This window comes from Arcobacter sp. L, from assembly GCF_000284235.1.
In the GTDB taxonomy this organism is placed as follows: domain Bacteria; phylum Campylobacterota; class Campylobacteria; order Campylobacterales; family Arcobacteraceae; genus Aliarcobacter; species Aliarcobacter defluvii.
In genome coordinates this window covers 1,376,831-1,398,310 of the sequence record NC_017192.1, presented here as the reverse complement: position 1 = coordinate 1,398,310, position 21,480 = coordinate 1,376,831, and the positions used below count along the sequence as shown (strand labels likewise).

The 21,480-nt window shown below is 25.4% G+C and carries 21 protein-coding genes and 1 tRNA gene; 8 read left to right on the top strand and 14 right to left on the bottom strand.

Going from position 1 to position 21,480, the window contains the following annotated elements; translation table 11 throughout:
• Nucleotides 1-16 precede the first annotated feature (16 nt).
• Genes ABLL_RS07025 through rsmH form a run of 3 tightly spaced genes read right to left on the bottom strand, consistent with a single transcriptional unit; the run spans nucleotide 17 to nucleotide 4,278 of the window.
• On the bottom strand, nucleotides 17-3,100 hold the full coding sequence (locus tag ABLL_RS07025; RefSeq protein ID WP_014474093.1) for an efflux RND transporter permease subunit: 3,084 nt from the start codon (nucleotides 3,098-3,100) through the stop codon (nucleotides 17-19).
• A complete protein-coding gene (locus ABLL_RS07020; protein ID WP_014474092.1) occupies nucleotides 3,081-3,383 on the bottom strand; it encodes a hypothetical protein in 303 nt (100 codons plus the stop codon). Before ABLL_RS07020 ends, ABLL_RS07025 begins: the two co-directional genes overlap by 20 nt.
• Entirely contained in the window at nucleotides 3,376-4,278 is a 903-nt protein-coding gene (gene rsmH / locus ABLL_RS07015; RefSeq protein ID WP_014474091.1) for a 16S rRNA (cytosine(1402)-N(4))-methyltransferase RsmH, read from the bottom strand. Before rsmH ends, ABLL_RS07020 begins: the two co-directional genes overlap by 8 nt.
• A gap of 60 nt (nucleotides 4,279-4,338) precedes the next feature.
• Between rsmH and ABLL_RS07010 the strand changes: the two genes are divergently transcribed.
• The 7 genes from ABLL_RS07010 to ABLL_RS06980 all read left to right on the top strand — a co-directional run bounded on the left by ABLL_RS07010 (nucleotide 4,339) and on the right by ABLL_RS06980 (nucleotide 9,722).
• Nucleotides 4,339-4,917: a class II aldolase and adducin N-terminal domain-containing protein gene (locus ABLL_RS07010; protein ID WP_041654748.1), complete on the top strand. Its 579-nt coding sequence runs from the start codon at nucleotides 4,339-4,341 to the stop codon at nucleotides 4,915-4,917.
• A gap of 120 nt (nucleotides 4,918-5,037) precedes the next feature.
• The gene (locus tag ABLL_RS07005; protein ID WP_014474089.1) at nucleotides 5,038-5,316 is read left to right on the top strand and encodes an HU family DNA-binding protein; all 279 of its coding nucleotides are present in this window, start codon (nucleotides 5,038-5,040) and stop codon (nucleotides 5,314-5,316) included.
• Nucleotides 5,317-5,377: 61 nt separating this feature from the next.
• Nucleotides 5,378-5,461 (top strand) — tRNA-Leu (locus ABLL_RS07000).
• Between the two features lie 177 nt (nucleotides 5,462-5,638).
• On the top strand, nucleotides 5,639-6,856 hold the full coding sequence (locus ABLL_RS06995; RefSeq protein ID WP_014474088.1) for an integrase arm-type DNA-binding domain-containing protein: 1,218 nt from the start codon (nucleotides 5,639-5,641) through the stop codon (nucleotides 6,854-6,856).
• Between the two features lie 151 nt (nucleotides 6,857-7,007).
• A complete protein-coding gene (locus ABLL_RS06990; protein WP_014474087.1) occupies nucleotides 7,008-7,535 on the top strand; it encodes a hypothetical protein in 528 nt (175 codons plus the stop codon).
• Between the two features lie 11 nt (nucleotides 7,536-7,546).
• Nucleotides 7,547-8,656 carry a hypothetical protein gene (locus tag ABLL_RS06985; protein ID WP_148268895.1) on the top strand — a complete coding sequence of 370 codons (1,110 nt, stop codon included), beginning with the start codon at nucleotides 7,547-7,549 and terminating at the stop codon, nucleotides 8,654-8,656.
• A gap of 100 nt (nucleotides 8,657-8,756) precedes the next feature.
• On the top strand, nucleotides 8,757-9,722 hold the full coding sequence (locus ABLL_RS06980) for a DUF6236 family protein (protein WP_014474085.1): 966 nt from the start codon (nucleotides 8,757-8,759) through the stop codon (nucleotides 9,720-9,722).
• A gap of 33 nt (nucleotides 9,723-9,755) precedes the next feature.
• On the opposite strand, the gene ABLL_RS06975 is transcribed toward ABLL_RS06980, so the two are convergent.
• Nucleotides 9,756-10,859 (bottom strand): hypothetical protein, encoded by a 1,104-nt coding sequence (locus ABLL_RS06975; protein ID WP_014474084.1) that lies wholly within the window; start codon nucleotides 10,857-10,859, stop codon nucleotides 9,756-9,758.
• A gap of 89 nt (nucleotides 10,860-10,948) precedes the next feature.
• A complete protein-coding gene (locus ABLL_RS06970) occupies nucleotides 10,949-11,317 on the bottom strand; it encodes a hypothetical protein (RefSeq protein ID WP_014474083.1) in 369 nt (122 codons plus the stop codon).
• Between the two features lie 235 nt (nucleotides 11,318-11,552).
• On the opposite strand from ABLL_RS06970, the gene ABLL_RS06965 reads away from it, so the two are divergent.
• Nucleotides 11,553-13,199 carry a hypothetical protein gene (locus ABLL_RS06965; RefSeq protein ID WP_014474082.1) on the top strand — a complete coding sequence of 549 codons (1,647 nt, stop codon included), beginning with the start codon at nucleotides 11,553-11,555 and terminating at the stop codon, nucleotides 13,197-13,199.
• 46 nt (nucleotides 13,200-13,245) lie between these two features.
• On the opposite strand, the gene ABLL_RS06960 is transcribed toward ABLL_RS06965, so the two are convergent.
• The 9 genes from ABLL_RS06960 to ABLL_RS06925 form a co-directional block, all read right to left on the bottom strand.
• Nucleotides 13,246-13,920 (bottom strand): hypothetical protein, encoded by a 675-nt coding sequence (locus tag ABLL_RS06960; RefSeq protein ID WP_014474081.1) that lies wholly within the window; start codon nucleotides 13,918-13,920, stop codon nucleotides 13,246-13,248.
• Nucleotides 13,921-13,981: 61 nt separating this feature from the next.
• Nucleotides 13,982-14,119: a hypothetical protein gene (locus ABLL_RS15050; RefSeq protein WP_014474080.1), complete on the bottom strand. Its 138-nt coding sequence runs from the start codon at nucleotides 14,117-14,119 to the stop codon at nucleotides 13,982-13,984.
• Nucleotides 14,120-14,162: 43 nt separating this feature from the next.
• Nucleotides 14,163-17,039 carry a hypothetical protein gene (locus ABLL_RS06955; protein WP_014474079.1) on the bottom strand — a complete coding sequence of 959 codons (2,877 nt, stop codon included), beginning with the start codon at nucleotides 17,037-17,039 and terminating at the stop codon, nucleotides 14,163-14,165.
• On the bottom strand, nucleotides 17,036-17,287 hold the full coding sequence (locus ABLL_RS06950; protein ID WP_014474078.1) for a hypothetical protein: 252 nt from the start codon (nucleotides 17,285-17,287) through the stop codon (nucleotides 17,036-17,038). Before ABLL_RS06950 ends, ABLL_RS06955 begins: the two co-directional genes overlap by 4 nt.
• A 19-nt stretch (nucleotides 17,288-17,306) precedes the next feature.
• A complete protein-coding gene (locus ABLL_RS06945) occupies nucleotides 17,307-17,660 on the bottom strand; it encodes a hypothetical protein (protein WP_014474077.1) in 354 nt (117 codons plus the stop codon).
• Entirely contained in the window at nucleotides 17,632-18,042 is a 411-nt protein-coding gene (locus ABLL_RS06940; protein ID WP_014474076.1) for a hypothetical protein, read from the bottom strand. Before ABLL_RS06940 ends, ABLL_RS06945 begins: the two co-directional genes overlap by 29 nt.
• 1 nt (nucleotide 18,043) lies before the next feature.
• Nucleotides 18,044-18,553, bottom strand: a complete 510-nt coding sequence (locus tag ABLL_RS06935) for a hypothetical protein (RefSeq protein WP_014474075.1) — start codon at nucleotides 18,551-18,553, stop codon at nucleotides 18,044-18,046.
• The gene (locus tag ABLL_RS06930) at nucleotides 18,554-20,635 is read right to left on the bottom strand and encodes a TraM recognition domain-containing protein (RefSeq protein WP_014474074.1); all 2,082 of its coding nucleotides are present in this window, start codon (nucleotides 20,633-20,635) and stop codon (nucleotides 18,554-18,556) included.
• 1 nt (nucleotide 20,636) lies between these two features.
• A complete protein-coding gene (locus tag ABLL_RS06925; RefSeq protein WP_014474073.1) occupies nucleotides 20,637-21,479 on the bottom strand; it encodes a hypothetical protein in 843 nt (280 codons plus the stop codon).
• Nucleotide 21,480 lies beyond the last annotated feature (1 nt).

The following is a 21,480-nucleotide window of genomic DNA, read 5'->3' as shown; positions in this document are numbered from 1 at the left end:
TTTCTAAAGCTTATATTCAAAATTTTCTCAAATAAATTATTCTATACATCATAGGCACAAAATATAGATTTAAAACTGTTGCCCATAAAATACCAAATCCTAACGATACAGCCATTGGTTGAAGTATCAAAGATTGTCCTGAAGCAAAAAATATCAAACTTGCAAGACCTAAAACTGTTGTAATTGAAGTCAATAAAATTGGTCTTAATCTCATTTTTGCAAATTCAACTAATTCAGATAAATTTTTAGCTTTTTTAATAAAATCCATCATTATAATTCCATCATTAACAATAACTCCAGCAAGTCCAACCATTCCTATTAAACTTGGCATTGTTATATTAATATCCATAATTAAGTGTCCTATTAAAACACCTAAAATGGATAAAGGAATTGTACTTAATATAATCAAAGGTTTAACAATAGAATCAAACATCCAAATAAGAGCCATAAAAATCAAAACAATAGCAATAACAGCTGCTTGTGACATTTCTCTTTGAACTTTTTCATTTTCTTCTTGTTCACCTTTTATTGAAATTGTTACAGATTTTCGTAATTCTGATATTTCATCATTAATTTCTTCAAATAATTCAGCAGATGTAATTTTAGTCAAAGATGCCGTAACACTTATAATTTGTTCACTATTTTCTTTAAAAATTTGTGAATATGAAGGAATTTTAATAAAATCTGCAACTTCTTTTAATAACACTTTTTCATTATTTGAAGTATTTATTGTAAAACTATCTAAGCTCTGTAAAATATCTTTTTTCGAACTTTCAAAAACTATATCTACAAGTCCACTATCATCAAACATTTTTGAATATGAAGCTTTTAAATAAAAAGGTCTTAATTGATTTAAAATATTCTCTTCAGTAATTCCTAAACTATTTCCATAACTATTTACTTTAAATTTCAACTCATAATTTCCAATAATAGAATCATCAGCAATATTTGAAACACCTTTTACACCATGCAAACTATTTTTTAGTTTTTCAACTGCTTTTAATACCTCTTCTTTTTTACCTGAAACTGCTATTTCTACATCATTTTTTACAATTCCAGTTTGAGGTACAAATACTTTTAATTCTTCAAATTTTCCAGATTTCACATCTTTTTCTAAAATCTTTTTTAATTCACTTTCAATATCTTGAGCACTTACAGTTCTTATCATATTTGAATCATCATATTTTGGGGATAAATATGGATTTATATATTTTTCAAAAAAATTATCAGCTGCACGTTCATGTAAATTTACAAATACATGAAAATAAAACTCTTCATAATGAGGTAAATTTTTCCCATCTAATTTCATACCAATTACAGAACTAACTGAACTAATACTATTTTTAAAATCCATTGAATTTAACATTTTTTTCTCTAATTCTAAAACGATCTCTTCTGTTTGTTCTATCTTTTTACCAACCCCAACAGAACCTGTTATATAAACTTGCGTTGAATCAAAAGCAGGCATAAATTTAAATTTTTGAGTTTTAAATATCATAATTGAACCAATGATTATTAAAAGTAACATCAAAATTATTGATATATACTTACCTTTTAATAAAAATTCTAAAATATTTCCATAAAGTTTATAGTTAAAATCCCAAATTTTATGGGATTTTTTTTCTGAATGATTTACTTTTAAAATATCTTTTGCATGTAAAGGTAAAAAGAAAAAGGCTTCAAATAGAGAACTCAAAAGCAAAATACTTATCATTATTGGAAGAATCTGCATAAATTTTCCAACTTCTCCACTCATAAGTAAGATTGGTAAAAATGCAAAAATTGTTGTTGCAGTTGCAGTTAAAACAGCTGGATACATTTCTAAAGCACCATCTCTTGCAGCAGTAAATTTATCTTTTCCCATTTCCATATGCCGATAAATATTCTCTCCAACAACTATAGCTTCATCAACTAACATTCCAAGAGCAATTAAAGCTCCTAAAAGAGAAAGCATATTTAAGCTATATCCTAAATATTCTGCACCAATTAACCCTATCATAAAAGATGTTGGAATACCAATGGCAATAACAATTGCAATTCTTAAATTAATAAAATAATAAAGAGCTATACAAAGTAAAATTAATCCAAAAATAATATTTGATACAACTGTATTTAATCTATTTTTAATCCAAATGGAAGTGTCAATATATGTATCAAATCTTAGATTTTCATATTTTTTTTCAAAATCTTTTGTAATCTGTTTTATTTGTTTAACTAACTCAATAGCATCACCTTGAAAACCTTTATTTATTGAAACTGCAATATTTGTATTTCCATTAAAATGAGAGATATTAGAAACATCAGCTAACTCATATTTGATTTGTGCGATATCTTTTAAATAAATTGATTTACCATTAATTTTTATTATTGTATTTTTGATTTTCTCTACATCTTTTTCACCATTAAATGTAGATAAATAATAATGTGTTGAAGTGTCTTTTATCATTCCTATTGGAAAAATTGAACTTAAAGATGAAATGGCATTTATTACAGCAATTTTTTCAAAACCATAAGCATTGATTTTTTCATCATCTAATATCATCAAAAGTTCTTTATCACTTTCACCTAAAACCTGAACTTGAGATAGGTCTTTTAGTTGCATAACTTTTGATTTTACTTCTTTTGCAACTTCAATTAAATACTCTTTTGAATCGTGATTTTTTGAGTAAACTGCAACTGTTATTAAAGGAAAAGCAAATTCAACTGCTTTTACAGTTGGTTCATCCATATCAGAAGGTAAATTTGTTTTAACTTTTGTAATAATATCTTTTACATCATCTAAAATATCTTTTGATTTATAGCCATCTTTTAAATCAACATTTATAGAAAAACTTCCATTTTTAATAGTTGATGTAATTGTATCTGCACTACTTAAACTCAATAATTCATCTTCAATTTCAGCAACTGCAATTTTATCAAGTAACTCAGAACTAGCTCCTGTGTACGCTCCATTTATTATAACAGCATCTTTAGCTGATGGTGGAAAAATTTCTTTTGGAATTTTCAAATATGAAAAAACAGATAAAAGAAAAATAAAAAAAAGAATAAAATGGTTTAAAAGAGGTTTTCTTAAAGAAAACTCAATCATCGCTTTTATCATTTGAATTTTCCATTGTATTTAAATTTTTATTATTTAATTTATCTAGAGGATTAAATAATAAAGAATCCATAATTTGATTCTTAAACTTCATATCTTCGAGTTGCTGTGCTAAGAAAGTATTTTCTTCTTGAAGCGAAATATAATGAGCATATAATTTATTTATATCTTTACTTGTATAATAAATATTATTTCTTATATATATTTTTGGGAAATATATAAATATCGCTAAAAATAATATAGAAAATACGATAATTAAAGCATTTTTTGCAGTTATCCTATTCAAATTTGAAAATCCTTAATTTAGAACTTCTACTTCGTGGGTTTTGTTTTATTTCTTGTGCTGTTGGAATTATAGGTTTTTTTGTAATAATTTTTCCTAAAGCATGATTATTTCCACATTCACATCTAAAAACACCTTCAGGACAAATACAAGATTTACTCCATTTTTTAAAATAGTTTTTTACTATTCTATCTTCTAAAGAGTGAAAAGAGATAATTGCAACAATACAATTTTTGAATTTTGCTTTTTCTAAAGAATCAAAAAGCCTTTCAAGAACTCCTAATTCATCATTTACTTCTATTCTAATTGCTTGGAAAGGCAAAGTTGCAGGATGAAGTTTTCCTTTTGACATTTTTTTTGATAAAAATTCTGCTAGCTCTTTTGAACTATGAAAAGGTCTATTATTTACTATGATTGATGCAACTTTTTTATACTCTCGTACTTCACCATAATCTTTAAATATTCTTTCAAGTTCACCTTGAGAATAAGTATTAACTACAGTTGCTGCATCTAAACTTTGATTTTGATTCATTCGCATATCTAAAGTATCACTCTCAAACCCAAAACCACGATCTTGTTTATCAAGTTGTAAAGATGAAACTCCAATATCTGCTAAAATACCTTTAATATCATAATCTTTGAAAGTTTCAATAACATGCTCAAAATTTCCTTTATTAAAAATGACTCTATTACTAAAAGATTCAAGTCTTTTTTTACTAAAAGCTAAAGCTTCGTCATCTTGGTCATTACAAATTAAATTTATATTTTCATTCTGATTTAACAATCCACTACTATGACCTGCAAAACCTGTTGTACAATCTATTATATAACCATCATTTATATCTTTGAAAGCTTCTAATGTTTCATTATATAAAACAGGTATATGGGGAATATTCATTAAAATGGTCCTTATTTAAATTAGTATATAATATCTAAAAATATATTTGAGGCTTTTAAAATGATGGATAAAGATACAATAAAATTACTTTCTGATTTATCTGTAACAATGTTTAGTAAAAATTTTTTTGGTATTTATCACGGTGCAATTTCTGCAAAACTAGATCAATATAATTTTATAATTAATACAGGTGATGCAATTTTTGATAAAATGGATGAAAAATCATTTTGTTCACTAAATATAAATAAACAAGATTATAGATGGAATATTGCAAGTATTGAATCTCATATCCACGCAACTATTTATACAAATATACATGAGGCAAAATACATAGCATTTGGAATGCCTATTTATACTACTGCGTATACATTAAAACATAATAAAATTGTTTTTGAAGATTTCTTTGGAAAAACTATTTTTGGAGAAATTGATATATACAATCCTGGTAATTTTTCAACTTGGTATAAAAGAAATGCACTTGAAATAACTAAATACTTAAAAGAGTCAAATCATAACGTTATGATAATAAAAGGAATAGGTACTTACGTTTATGATAGAGATGTTCATGAATTGGTAAAAAAAATAGCAATATTAGAAAATTCTTGTAGATTATTAAGCATAAAGAGTTCTTTTGAATAAAAAAAACGATTTTTGATTATTTTTTTTATATTTTTTTCTCTAAGCTCCCTAATTTTAGCTATTTCAAAGCTTAAATACTATAAAGTTTTCACAATTTAATTTTATACAAGGAGTTCATCCATGAACAAGGCAGAATTTATCGATGCAGTAGCTGCAAAAGCTGGTTTATCTAAAAAAGATGCAAAAGGTGCTGTTGATGCTGTTTTAGACACAATTACAGAAGCATTAGTAAAAAAAGAATCTGTAAGCTTTATTGGATTTGGTACATTTACTGTTGCAGATAGAGCTGCAAGAACTGCAAAAGTTCCAGGTACTGATAAAACTGTTGATGTTCCAGCTACTACTGTTGCGAAATTCAAAGTAGGAAAAGCTCTTAAAGAAGCTGTATCAGCTAAATAATCTTTATCATAGAAAAAGAATCCATTTTTCAATGGGTTCTTTTTTTATTCTCTAAAAACATGCCGCTATGGTGAAATTGGTAGACACAAGGGATTCAAAATCCCTCGCCTTTGGTGTGTCGGTTCGAGTCCGACTAGCGGTACCACTACTTTGTTTTTTCATGTTTATTTTTATCCTCAAACCCCGATAAAATCGAAACTCTTTTTCCTTTTATGTTTATTTCTGTGTGTTCCTATTTATCTATATATAAAATTTATTGCGGTATTCTTTACGGTATAAAATACTAAAAAGTGTAAATTAATGAAAGTGATACCGTAATAAAATGGCAAAAATTACAAAACCCCTCACAGATACGGAGATTAAGAAAGCTAAAGAAAAAGATAAAGAATATAAATTATCTGATGGACAAGGCTTATACTTAGTTGTAAAAATAAATGGAAGTAAATTCTTTAGATTTGATTTTTCGTATGCAGGAAAAAGAAAATCTATGAGTTTTGGAGTTTATCCTAAAATATCATTAAAAGAAGCCAGAGAGCAAAGAGAAAAAGCAAAAGAACAATTAAGTCACAATATTAATCCTATTGAATCTAAAAGCTCAAATTTTGAAGTTACTGCTAATTTTAAGTATATTTCTGAAAAATGGTTTACTCTTATGAAAAGTGAATGGAAACCAGTTACTTATGAACTTAATGAAAAAAGATTAAAACTTCATGTATATCCATATATAGGAAATAAAGATATTACAACTATTGGAAGATTAGATATTTTAAATATTATTCAGAGATTACAAGAAAAAGAGCATTTTGAAATTGCAGAAAGAATTTTAAATGTAATTGAAAGAATTTACAAGTATTCAGTGACTTATGGTTTTGTAGAACATAATATAATTGCAGATATAGATAAAAGAACAATTTTTGCAAAAAAAATAGTAACTCATAGAGCTACACTTACAAAAGAAAATGAAATAAAAGAATTAATGCAAGATATAAAAACTTATGGAGAAATTTATAGAGCTGATATATCAGTAGTATGTGCATTAAAGATAATTCCCTATTTAGCATTAAGACCCTTTAATATTAGATTTCTTGAATGGAATGAAGTAAATTTTGAAAAAGAGTATTTAGACATACCAGCTAATAAGATGAAAACAAAAAAAGATTTTGTTTTACCTTTACCAAAACAAGCTCTCGAAATATTAGAAACAATAAAATCATATTCTTTTGAAAAAAGTACATTTGTATTTCCCTCACCTACTTCTAATTTAAAACCCTTTTCTGATGCGACATTAAATCATGCACTCATGAAACTTGGATACAAAGATAAAATAACTTCACATGGATTTAGAGCTATGTTTTCAACAACAGCTCATGAAAAAATTAAAGAACATGGATTTAATAGCGATATTATAGAATCTTGTCTAGCTCATGCAGAAACTAATAAAGTAAAAGCTGCTTATAATAGAGACTCTAAAATGAAATATTATGAAGAAAAAAAAGAATTGATGCAGTGGTGGGCTAATTGGTTGGATGAAATTAATTAAAATTAAATTTAGGATACTCCCTAAATATAAAAATTGATAAATAACAAGAGCATATTAAAAAGAGCCCTTACTTCATTTACTAAATAAGATATAAAGAATTAAAAGATAGCAATTTATTATATAATTACTTTATTGATTTTTAAGGATATTTATGAGAAATGAGTTAGAAAAAATTAAAGAAAACTTGATGAGTTTTTTTTGGACTGAAGATTTACACTATGGTTTAGAAGAACTTGATGATGAAGATGTAAAAGAGATTGTTGAGTCCATGAATGATGATGAAATTGCACTCAAAGTAAATAGAAAAAGACATCAGCAAGATTATATTGCTGACTACCTAAAATATTTATGGAATATAAGTGAAATTGCCTTTTGGAGGCATATTGATATGTTATTTTATGATAATGATGAATTTTTGTCTTCAGATAATATGTTTTTTTATGAACAATTATGTCAGGAAAAAATACCTTCAAAAACATTAGCATTAGCAATTGATTATCTAAGAAATTTCGAAACTATGAATAGTTATGAATATGGAAATTTATCAGAAATAATTAAAAATCAAGTTGAAAATTATCAAAGACTAGATGAAGTCAAACTTATTGTTTCTACTTATACAGGACATGATTTAAATTTTATGAAATTAAAATTAACAGAAATTTTAGATACAGAAATATAACAGGATAATATATGAACTATAATAATTTTACAATCCAATACATAAAGTCATTAAAAAGAAATCTTATGATAGAAATTGATGAAAATGATCATATTACATTTAATCCTATAAATGTAACTGAAAAAAATAAAAAGAAGTTAATATTAGAATTTACTAAAATATGGGAAATCTCACAAAGTTCAATTGATATTTTAAAAAATAAAGAAGATTCCAAAGTTCAAGGTGGATTATTTGGTTTACATGAAAATTTTGAAATGGCAGTTAAAACTGGTTTTTTAATTAGTGATAGAGTAGTACTTATAGATTATATATATGAAAGAATACTTTTTAATAAAGATGCTAAATCAATTAATTCTATACAGTTAGCTCAAGTAGCCATTGACTTAGTTAAATTATTACCTTTAGCTGAAAAAGGAAGGATAGTAATTATCCCTAATCCTTTTAGTTGGAATAATGACTCGAAGAGATTAATAAATGAAGTTGCTCAAAAGGTAACATTAAGTATGTCCCTAATAACGATGATTAACATGCTATCAATTTGTAAACTTTGTAAATTACACCCATATACGATAGCTAGTTCTAAAGAAGAATATACAAGAATTATAGAAAAAGAAATAGATTATACTGATTTAATTGGAAAAGATGGAGGTAAATATGCTTATGAAGGAATACTAGGCTCATTAATTAGCCAAAGACTATTATCAGAAATAAGATTTTCATCTATTTCAGATGTTCCTTATAACAAATTTGTTGAAATTATTTCTAACTATAATAATTTTCATAGTGAATATTTAGAAGCTATTACCCAAAGTGGTTCACTTAATGCTGATGTAAATATAGATAAAATAAAAAAATCAGTAGATTTAGCACAAAAGAATGCAAATGGAAAGCTTACTACATTATTAAATACATATAGCCCTTCTCTAAATCTATCAGGTTCAGGATTAAGCTTAGCATCTGTTGTAATGAATTTACCACCTTCTTTGACTTCTGCTTCAAGTGTTGCAGGATTAGGACTTTTAGTTTTAGGAACATTAAGTGAATTTTTTGATAATAAACAAGAAAATACTAATACAATAATAAGTGTATTTAAAGATTTAGAAAAAGTGGTTAAAAAATAATTAATATAATAACACTAACCAAAAATATGAGAGGTATTGTTACTATTTAATATATTACATGATAGAATATCTTCAGTTAAATTACAAAAAGAAAAATCAAATGAATAAAAATGCAATATATTTTCCATATATAGATATTCCAGAATCTAAATGGCTTACAGAAACTTTATTATATTGGGATAAACTTTACTCAATAGCACCATATGAATATACAGTAAATAAAGATTTATTATCAAAATCAATGAATGAATTAAAAGAAGCCAAATTTATTGAGTTAATTCAACCTATGGAATATGAAGAACAATTGAAATATTTTTTTGATGATTTTTTAATAATTGCAGAAAATTGGTATAAAAATAATAAGAATAATTATTATTCATATTCTCGGATACATTTAGAAAAATTGAGTAGTATAAGTAATAAATTAAAGAAAATGGGAATAATAAAAGAAGCTGATTATTATCCTTGGGTACTTATGCCAACACCACTATCTAATACTTTTATGTCAGGACTTGCTACGCAATTAAGTCATTTAAGTAAAATAAAAGCGACTGTATTAACTGATTTGAATGATAAAAATAATATTCCTCTTATTCAAAATGAATTAGTACTTAATGAAATTAGAGAGAATATTTTAAATGAAATACTACCTGTTCCAACAAAAGTAGTTTCAATAAAAGATATTATAGATTTCAAAAATAAATATGGATATTTATTAAATGATTTTAGAACAGAAATTGAAAAAGTTAGTATAGAAATTTTAAATATGGATAAAAGTAAAGCAGACTATGAAGAAATAAAAATTTCTGAATTAAAGAAACAAATGGAAGAAATAAAAGAAGCTATGAATACATCAATAGGAGATATAGTTATTAAAGGTATAATGCCTTTAGTAGGAGGAGGATTGACAGCACTTTCTAACAACAATAATCTTTCAATTTTGGGAGGCTCATTAATATTAGGTTCAAGTGCATATACAATTTATTCAGAAATTAATAAAAGAAATAATGATATTAAGAAACCATTAGCTTACGCAACATATGCAAGTCAAAAAATATTATTGTAAGTACATTTTAGTAATCTTATTTATTAAGTAAGATTACGAATTTTTGTATAAATATTCTCGAAAATTATTAAAAGCTTCACTAACTTTACTATCAATATTACCTTCATCATCTAAAATTTTTTTCTTTATCAAATCATTTACTTCATTATAATTTGAGTATTTTTTATATTCTTCTATTTTATTAACTATAGGTTCTTTTTCTTCTCTTTTCTTTTTTTCTTTCTCTTTTGATATTTTAATTTCTTTATAATCAGATATAATTTCATTATAATTTTCATTATATACATTTTTTAATTTATCAACAAAAGAATCTCCTTCTTCTTTATATAAATCAAAAATTATTTCATCAATATCACCACATTTATTCATCATATATTTTTTATATTTTTCAATATTCTTTTTTCTAATATAATTTTTTATTATATCCTCTATACTAGAATAAATAATAATAGGTGTAGCTATAGTAAATCCAATGATAAAAATAATTATAAGGAATGAAAAGAAATAAAAAAAAGACCTTGCAATTTTTATCCATATACTCCCTTCTATTAAATCATCCCAAAATGAATAATTTTGCTTTTTATATGCATTTTCAATTAAAAAAGATTTAATATTAGCAATTTTTCCAAAAGGATTAATAAGTATTTCTGTGTTTTCATTATGTAAAACAAGTATTGATAAAAGTAAATAATTATGTGAATCAATTATCATGTAAGGTAAAATGATTTTTTCGTAATTATATTCAATTTTTGATAATTTTTGTGAAATATATTCTGATGAAGATTCAATTATATTCACTTTAAGAATATTACCATTATCTAAAGAAAAACCTAGAGGAAATTCTTTATCATAATTTTCTAATAGAATAGGCATATTCCCTTTATTTTCAATTTTTATATTAATAATAGATAATTTTTTATTTTGTTTTAAAATATCAATATTTTTATATAAAACCTTTAAATCATCATCTAATTTATTTGTAACATCCAAAACATTTAATACAGACACCATATCAAAAGATAAAATAGCTTTATCCTCTTTTATAAATTCAGTATAAACAATATATCCTATTGATATCAAAAAACTAAAAAATGAAATTGTCAAAATATTTTTTTTAAATTTCTCAAAATCTATCATTATTACCATACCTATTATAATTCATATAACAATTCTATAATAACTATACTTATTAATTAATAATTTTAAATATATTGTAATAAATAATGCTATTTCTTTAATTCTTTCACAAAATCTAACATATCTTGCTCTAAAGAAGTTTTAGAATCTTTTCCTTTCAAATTAGCAAAAATATCAATAGGCTTTTTTTCAACATTCTCTTTTATTACCTTATTTGATTTTTCATCATCAGTATTTTTCAATTCTGTAGAAACTTTATTTTTTGATTTTTTCAAATAAAAAGAAAGGTTTTGTTCACTCAATCCAGTTTTATTTTTACATTTAGCTTTCAAATATTCAATTACTTGTTTTTGAGAATAATTCAATTCAAGAAGTTTATTTATATCTTCTAAATGTTCATCAAATATAGATTTTTTACTTCTAGGTTTATTACTTGATATAAAATCATCAATATTCATTAATTTGCCTTTAATCAATTATTATCATATATAATCTAGCTTATATAAAATATTTTAAATAATTATATAGTATTATCAAAGTTAAATCAATAAATATAAAATATAATTCTAGTATAGAACAAAAATATATAATCAGGTAATGTCATAAAAAATATTAAGCAATAAATTGCTAAAATATTTTCAATGACTAAGCTATATGCTTAACTATCGTCAAGCTTTTTTATAAAGGATTTCTATGAGCAAGAATGAATCATCATATAGAGTTGATTTACACATATTAGACCATGCAGAAACTATTTATAATACTCTTGGTTTATATAATCCTTTAAAACACAAAGCTCATTTTAAATGTTCTATTGATACAAGCCAGTTAATTGCAAATGGATTTAATTCAAAAGATAAAATAAACAATGTAATGAAATTAATGCTTGATGAGATAATTAATACCAAATATACATTTAGAGTAAAAACTAGAGAATACATTGATAAAAATGGAAATAAAAAAGAGTATTTTTCTAATAAGAGTTTTGATTTAGCAAGTGATACATTAAGTGCTTATCACAATAGAGCTTTTAGTAGTGAAATTGATTTTGATAATATTGAGCCACACTTTCACTTTTTATTTGACTCTTCAAAACAAACTGGTTTAAATTATTACCATTTAAAAAAGCATTTACAAACTGTTGCAAGTAAATATAATCTTGTATTTCACTTTGATGAAGAAAAAGAAAGAAGTGTAAATAAATATCAAGGCTTAATGGAAAAGTGTTCAAGATTTTCTTGGTTCACTCAAAAAATGACAGATAATCAAGTAATAAACTATGTTAATTCAAAAGGTGATGATTTAACTAAGAACTTAGAGCTTTTATATGATTATGCAACAGCAACTGGTAATTTACAGTTTTATATTAAAGCTATGAACAATATCAAAAAAAGATTAAACAGATTAGATTTAGATTTTGAGTTTAGAAGTAATAATATAAGAAATATATACCCTATTCCAATTGATGAAATTACAAATGAAACTTTAATTGCAATTGCAAATAAAGATAAAGAAAAATTAAAAGAGCTAATGACTAGAGATAACTTTTTAGCTAGAGATTACATCAAATATACAAATGGTTTTCAATCAACAATAATTGATGAGTTAAAACAAAGAGATTATATCTTTCCAATAATCTCTTCAAATGATTTAATACTTGATAATATGAAAGGTAAAAGTAAAACAGAGTTTAGAAGTAGTGATAAATTTTTATCTTTTAACAATGCTGTTAAAAATGATATTTTAGAAGCTTTAAAATATGCAAAAAATGAAGTTGAACTAAAAGAGATACTTTTAAAATTTGGATATAAAGATTTAGGATTTAGAAATCAAAATATTCAAGGTAAAAGAAAAAAGATGGGATTAAAATTTAGCTATGAAGATAAAAATTACTCTGTATATTTTAATCAAATTGGACTAGATGAAAGTACAATTTTATTTCACTTGCAAAATAATGCAAAATCAAATGTAACTAATACTTTAGATTTAAAACAAAAATCAAATATTCAAAATCTAAAATTCTTTGATTCTTTCCAAAATAAAATCTATAAAGATATTTACAATCTTGAAAGTGATATTGATTTATCAAGATACTACATTAAAAAAGAGAATAATTCTGTAAAAATTACTTCTAAATCAAAAGATAAAGATATTGAAATTATTGATTCTATAAATGAGATTTTAAGCAGTGGAGAAATTACTGAGCAAGAAGCTAAATTGATTGTTCAACTTATGAAACAAAAAGGATGGACTGATATTAATAAACTTGATTTTAATGAATCAAGTAAAGAGTTTGTTTCTAAGATTAGGGATGAGATGGAGAAGGATAATAATAGGTAGTTAAATAAGGGAGTGGAAGGATTTAATCCTTTCTCCTTGTCTTAATTTAATTGTATATTATAAAGTTTAATACCACTAAAATTGGACTAAGCACTAAGACATAAAACATAACTCTTTTTTTCCAAAATAATTCAGTTTTATCTCTTTTAAAATATTTTTGTTCATAATAATCATAACCTGCTATTAAAAAAAGACTTAATATTGAAGCTAAGTAATGAGAATGATACATAACATTAAATATAAATATATATGCTAAAACAAAAAATACACCAAAAATAGTTCTAAATTTTATTTTCTTTTTACGATTTTCAGCATCATTATCTATATTTTGAATAGCTATGATATTTTTTAGTTCTTCTTCTGTAGGGGTGTATTCTTTTCCCTCTGGTGCAAACAAATGCCCATAATTTAATTGAAGTTTCCAAATAAGATAGAAAAATCCATAAACAAATACTAAAGTCATAAGTGCATATTCTGTCCTAAGAGAATAAACTCCCCATAAAATTAAATACATTACTAAAATAAAAGTAAAATATATTTTTGCTCTTTTTATCCAAAATACATTATTATGTACGAGCTTATTAAGATATATATCATTTAACACCATCATATATGGTGCAAATATAATACTAAAAAACAAGAATTTATCTATAACAAATATAGACTTCTCAAAAAATCCTTCTTCAACATATACTTTTGTTAATGGGTCTTTTTCTCTCATTGATATTCCTTTGTTTTAGGTATTCTAAAATATAATAGAATAATTATTAATTTACTATAAATTAAACATATAAAATTATTTTTCTTAAAACTTGTAACCAACTGTTTCTTAATTTTCTAACTTTTAACTTATCTTTTAGTAAGTTTTGTTCTAAATATTTGATTGATTTTGTTAGTTCACTTCTTATTATTTTTTTCATTTTGATACCTTTGTAAAACTTATAAAATAAAAAAAAGCAAGAATTAAATTCTTGCTCCTCCTAATGTTTGAATTCTCTCACCAAGTAAATTTGTTAATCCACTATCACTATCATCTTTATATTTGAATTTAGCTAGTACCATGTCATCACCTTTTAAAATAATGACATAAGCTAATATCATCCCGATAAAATATACGAATATATCCGCAAATCCTCTAATTACACTTTGTGCAACAACTGAAGTTGCAATGCTAGAATCTTCATATAGTGAATTCGATAAATTTAACATTGATTGAATCACATCAAATAAGAGGGAATAAAGTGCAATAAGAATTTCATAACTAACTATAAACATAAAAAAAGAAATTACCATTAGTGTAGGTCTTGCCATAAAAAGCACAAATCCATCCACGAAATAAGCATTTACTCTATTTGTTTTTTCTTTAACTGTCATTTGCCAAAGTACCATAAACGGAGATACAAAAAAGTACATAAAACAATCCCAAAAATACAAACCTATTTTTAATATTGCTAATAGTGTAACAACTGCTGCGAAAATTCCTTGAATCATAAGTTTATATACGATTACTGCAAGTGTAAAACTAACTGTATAAGATAGGAATGACTTAAATCCAGAACTTAATACATCTATATTTTTTTGATTAAAGATATTACTCTCTTTACTATTTTTTGATTTTTGTTCATTAGTCTCTTTTACAAATTTATCTAAAGAAGATTTTGCAAAAGACGAAAGCTTACTTTGTGGCAGAAATATTCCTGCGATTTCAAATAAAGACTCACCTGTTCCCTCAACAGCTTTTTCAAAAAATTGTCTAATTTCACCAAAAAAAGGAAACATATTATATACCTGATAAGACATCATTGTAGAGAAAGAATTTTTAATCCAGTTACTCGCTGTTGAATTTAGAATCTCTGTGTCAAGCGTTTGTTTACTTACATTCTCACCATCTTTTTCATATATATCGTTTGCTTTATTAACTAACATGGTAGTTACTGCTTCACCATTGGTTGTTCTTGATAATCCATCATAAGCATTATTAATTATGTTTGAGTTTAACATAAAAACATGACTCACAGGAAGTGTTGAAGCCATAAACCAACCTATACTCTTAAACCCCAATAATTGAGTATCAATATATAAATGACTCATTGTTGTATATGAACTATTATTAGTCGTAAAATTTACATTTGAGTTTTTTGATAGATTTGAAATAGTTTTTTCACTAACTGCTTTGGTTCTCTTTAAATATTCTCTTCCTATCATTAAAGATGTCTCTAAATTTTTACACATAAGAGGTGATATAGTTCCACTATCATTAAAGATTTTATTACTTCCAGTGTTTACACCCCACAACAAATCAATGTGAGAATCTGCCATCTGAAAACCATTATGATTTTTATAAATTGATTTATGAGAGGCTATACAGTTATCTTTAAAAAATGATTGAAGCACTGCTTGTTCAACAATATCTCTTCTATTTTGATTAAGTAGTGTTATTGTGTCTGCATAACCTTTCGTGTGAGTTACTTCGGTTAAGTAAGTCATATAAATAACACCAATATTTGATGCAGTTAAATCAGCTATTTGAGCTCCCATACTCGCTAGAAAGCCAATTACTTCTTTGAAGACAGTTGAATAAGAATCCATTTGTATATTTTGATTATTAATAGTAGTATTTACTTCTAGCATTTTATCACTATCATTATTGTTTAATGATACAGTTTGAGAATTTCCCGTGGGAAAATGAAGAAAAAATACAACTAACATAACACTAATTGCTACGAACCTACTTGAAAAAGGAAAATCCCACTCTTTGTTTTCATTATTGTTATTAATTCTAAACATTACATATTTATATCCAATTACTCCACCTGAATATAAAAATACCATTGCAAGTATCAAAACTCCTGCATAATCAAAAATTGATTGCCACCCAAGAGACATAAATCTGTAATACAAGGCAAATATCTTTTTATCGAAATACTGTTCAAAACTATATACATTTGTATAATTTACATCTGTAATTCCATCTCCAGTTGCACTTTTATAAACTTCTGAAACTTTATCTTTAAATTTATCCCATATTCCTTTTTGATACTCAACTGAATCTAAAATAGCCATTTTATTTTCAATACCAGAAGATATACTAATATCTCCCATTGAATCTACACCAGTTACAACACTACTGTTTAAAGTTATTAAACCTGTTACGAATTGAGATACTGTAAAATTTTCTTTATCGGTGTTTTGACCCAAAAATGTAAGTCCTAAACTCTTAGCTCTTGACATTACATCATATGCGGTTGTCACTAAACTAGCTGAATCATCTGTACTATTTCCAATAGTTAGTATTTTATTCCCTAATTTTTTAATTGCTTCCCAAGTAGTTTCATAGTGTTCGAACTCTGGTAATACACTAAGATTTGAAGGTTTATATTCACCATTAAATAAATTATATACATCATTTATCTCTGTAGGTACATCAACCAAACTTTTCCCTGATTTTGTGCCATCGATATACCCTAAAAGTAAGGTATAATTTGGAATTGAAAGAATTATTGATTTGCTGGCATTTCCAAACTCTTTTTCATTCACATAAGAGCAAGTAAAAGTTCCCTCTTTATAATTAAAATCGATTAGATATTTTTGGGCATCTACTTTTGATTTATATTTAATATTTTCATTTTCATCATAAACATATTTGTACAAATCATTACATATTGGAGTACTTGTATTAAAATTTAAATCTTTTGAAGTTGCACCTTTGATTATAGTACTTGCCATTTTATTATCTAATAAAGAGCTTCTATTTTCAGTTTGGTATCTTATTATTTCAGCTCCTATACTATTTGTTGAACAAACAAGTAGTAAAAAAATATATAATATATACTTTTTCATGAGAGACTCTTTTCAGAATTGTTTTTGAATTCATTTAAGAATATTAAATCATCTACATTTATATTTAATTTTTTAGCTACTAAGCCTAAAACAACTACCTCATATTTATTTGGATTTGCTTTTTTTAGATTTGATAAGCTCTGTACTGTAATATTATTTGCATTTCCAATTAAATCTGTAGATTTCTTTTCTCCAATTGCTTTTGCAATTTCAGTGGGAGATAACAACTGTATATTCTGCATATTCATTTTTATATCCTTTAAATTATCATTTAAAGAACAATGCAAAAAGTAAAAAAACAATAACTATTAGTAAATAGACAACCTTATTATTGCTTTTTGTCTTTTGATTATTCAACATTTTTTCAAACTGCAATTCAAACTCTTCCATTGATTTTGAGATGAGAGCATTTATCTCTAGTTCACTTTGAGAGTTTAATTTTGCTTTTTGCTCACTTGCTTGTAAAAGTATTATCTCTTGAAGCTCTTCCATAATTTCAAATATATCTTTTATCTTTGATTCATAAATATCAAGCTTTGAGACAACTTGTTTAATTATCTCTTCACCTAAAGCTTCATGTAAAACTTCTAAGTTATCTTTCTTTTTCTCTTGAGAACTCATGCTCATTTCCTTTTACATTTTCTGATATATTTTCTTTTATGTTTTGAGGATTGATATATTTTTCAAACTTTTTATCATCAAAAATTTCATACAAACTATTACTATTTAAAAACTCTTTTAAATCAAGACTTTCAGCTTTTTCAATAATATTAATTCTTTCTGTCATTTGCTCGAAGAAATCGTTAATTAACTTCTCTTTTTCTGTTACAGTTTCATTTTGATTTTCCAGTCTATTTAGCTCTTTTTTTGCTAATTCTTTTTTGGTTAAATAATAAATATCAATTAAAGCCATAAGTCCAAGAACATCATGATTAGAACTTTGAATCTCTCTTAGCTTAGATGAAAAAGTTTTATAATCTTCATCTTTTGCATTTGTTACCATCTTATAATCCTTTCTCTCTCCATCTTTGTTCTCTAGCTCGTTGTTTTTCTTTTTCTATCTCTTTATAGGTTCTGTAGCTTTGTAATTCTTCTTCTTTTTTAATTTCTGAATCATTACCATTAATTGCGTTTTTAATGGTTGCTATCTCTTTTTTTAATTGGGCTAATTCATCAACTTTTAAATCAAGTTCTGAAAGCTTTGAGTTATAGTTTTTTATAAAATCTAAAGCCTTTTGTTCATTTCCACTTAAAAATTCACCTTTAGCTTTTTTTTCTTCAAACTCACGAAACTCTTTTTTTAATTCATAGTTAGTTCCATAAACATCTTTTTTCAAACCCTCTTCTTTAAACTCTTTTGTAAAAAGTAGTAGTTCTAAATCTATAGAGTTTTCTCTCATTTGATGAAGAGTTAAAAAATCCCTTGAAGTTCCATATTCACCTTTTCCGAACCATCTTTTAACTTTTTCTTTAACTTGTTGCCAAGCAGTTAATTTAAGTGTTTCTTTTGGCATTTAAACTCCTAGTTCAATTTGTTTTTTTCTAATAACATCAATGTCTACATATCTATTTAGAGCAACATCATCTTTTGTAGTTTTGTACAGGCTTTTTTGGGTCATATACTTAGCCATAAAAGGTGATGCTATAGAATTTTTAATTATGTATCCTTCCCCTTTCTTTATACTGTTTAACATTTCAGGTTTAAAAAAATCCTCTTCGGTTTTTGAAAGTTTTGAGTCTTCGTTATTACGAGATTTTTTTAGATTTTTATCTCTTTTCATACTCTCTTCAAGTGTAATTTTTTCAACTTTTTGCACTTTTGTATTAAGAAGCTTTACAAGTTCTACATCTTCAAGTTTTAAAGATATGATTGTTTTTACATTGGCTAGTATTTGAGAGTTATCAACTGAACCCATTGTCTCTTTTAAATCACTTTGAAATGCAAGGACTGCTCCCATATAAAGCCCTCTAAAAACTGAGAGTAAATCTCCAACTTCATGGCTTTGATTGTTCTTTGTTTTAAGCCATGAGTTGATTTCATCAAGTATTAAAAGTGTTGTAGTGTCTGGAATAAAATCCTTACCTCTTCTCTCAGTTAATAGTCTTAAAGTTGACACTAAAAGCTCCGCTAAAATCTGAGCATAAAGTCTATTTTGTCCTGGTAGATTCACAATAACAATTTTATTTGAGTCAACAGCATCTAAGATGTTTAAATCGCTATTTACATTCTTCAGGATGGGTGCGAATGAGTCAAAGAAGTTAATTAGCTTAATCATCAAACCTTGGGATTCATTCAACGCATAGAATGTACCGCTTCTCTGTGGATATTTTAATGTTACTGCTTCAATACCTGTAATAGTAGTTCCACTCTCAGTTATTACTCCATTTAGATATGTTTCTTTTAATTTTTCCCAATCTGGTACATTTGAAAGCATAATTACAACATTTTTCAACTCATTATGAAATTGGTTTTTTATACTATTATCAAGATGAGATAATGAGCTATTGTTTTTGCTCTCATCTTCAATTATTTTTATAAATTTTTCATACAACTTAAAGTTTATTTCACTTCTATTTGTTTCATAAATTTCATCAAAAATTAGTAAGAATTTTAAAAGTAAATCTGTTTCACTCATTAGTCTGTTAAATGAAAAATAGTCAAGTTTTACTAAGTGTTTTTGATACTCCTCAAACTTATTACTTGAATTAAAGACTTTGTCAATTTTTGAAATATCTAAAAAAAAATTTGCATCTTTAAGAGTTAAAATAACTTTTAAAAGAGAAGATAGATATAGTTTCGCTTTAGCCTTCCATCCACCTTCATCACTTCCTTCAAGGTCTGCTATACTTGTTAGCATAGTAATAATATCTTTTGAAGCACCTAGTTCAAAAAGGTTTATTGTGTTTGAATTAAATTTTCCTCTTTTGTCTAGGTTGAAGTCAAAAATTAACAAATCAGATAGTCTATTATAAGTTGCACAAAGAGATTGAACTCTTTGAATCATTACATTATCTGCTTTTCCAAAAATTGCGAATATTCCTGCTCCTCTTGATATACTAGATTCTATATACGAATTTAATAATAATTCTGTCTTTCCTCCGCCAGAAGATGCCATTAAAGCACAATGTTCAGTTAAGATTGAATCATCAATTAACACTGGAGTAATTGCATTACTTTTACTTGAAGTAAGTTTCTCAGATGAAATTGGTTTTTCAAGCTCATAATCAAAGCCAAAAAAATTTTTAACTTGATTATAAGGAGGGAAAACATCAACATCACTTTTATGCTTTTTTACCAAAGTCCCAAGGTGCACACTATATTTAGCTCTAAGATTATTATTATTTAAGAGTGAAAGTTCTTTAATCTTTTCATATTTATTTTTGTTTTTTAATAAATTTTTTTGAAACTTAAATGAGAAAAAATATATAAAAAGTGCAAAACCAAAGAAATGTATTTTTAAACCTATACTAAATACTAAAAATAGAATAATCCATAAAAAACTAGACCAAAAAACTTCATCAAGTAATTTTTCTTCACTATCATCTATTTTTGTATAGGCATTAACCCTTATTTTACCATTATCATTATTTTCCATTTTATACCCCTTTAATATAGTAAATAGCGTGTTTTAGGCTTAAGCTAGAGTATTTGTCGTGAGAGTAGTCTCTGAGAAAAGCCAAAAACTCTGTTTCTGATGGACTTGCGATTTGAAATAATTGACCGATACTTGGGAAATATTGATTTTCTTTAAAAGTATCGAATTTTGAGATAATTAGAAGCTTTAGAGTTTTTACTGTTTTTATTTTTTGTAAATCTTCATCAGAGATTTTTTGATATTCAAAGACATTAGCTTTTATGTTAATATAATTTATCAACTTAGAATAAAATTCAGTTATTTGAACTGGTTTATCTTCTAACTCTTTGAACTCCTGCATATCAACTTTTGAAATGTTGATTGCGACACTTTGAATTGTTAAATCTTTTGGACTATAATAATAAGTTATCCCACTATAAAAATGTGCATAATCTTTTATTTTTTTAACAGCTCTTTTCACAGGAGAAATATCGAAAGAAGTATCTTGCTTTAATTTTACAACCCTCTCATCTATTAACTCCAACTTACAATTATAAAAATAGTTTACAACTAAAAAAAATAAAGCTAAGAAACCGAAAACTTGGAGTTTAAAAACACTCTCTGCTTTATTAATACTATTTTGAAATTGCTCAAAAGCAAGTGTTAGGATGTGATTTAACCCCATAGATAAAGCAATTAGTGATACTAATATGATTCCTTGTTTGATTACAAGATTAGTACGATTTGAACGCTGATAACCTGTAAGTTTTTTATCTTTTGTTAAACCCCAAAGGATTGATAATAGGATAAAAAAAGTAATGAAAAAAATGTAGTAAAATACTATTCTGTCACTTAGTGGTTGCATT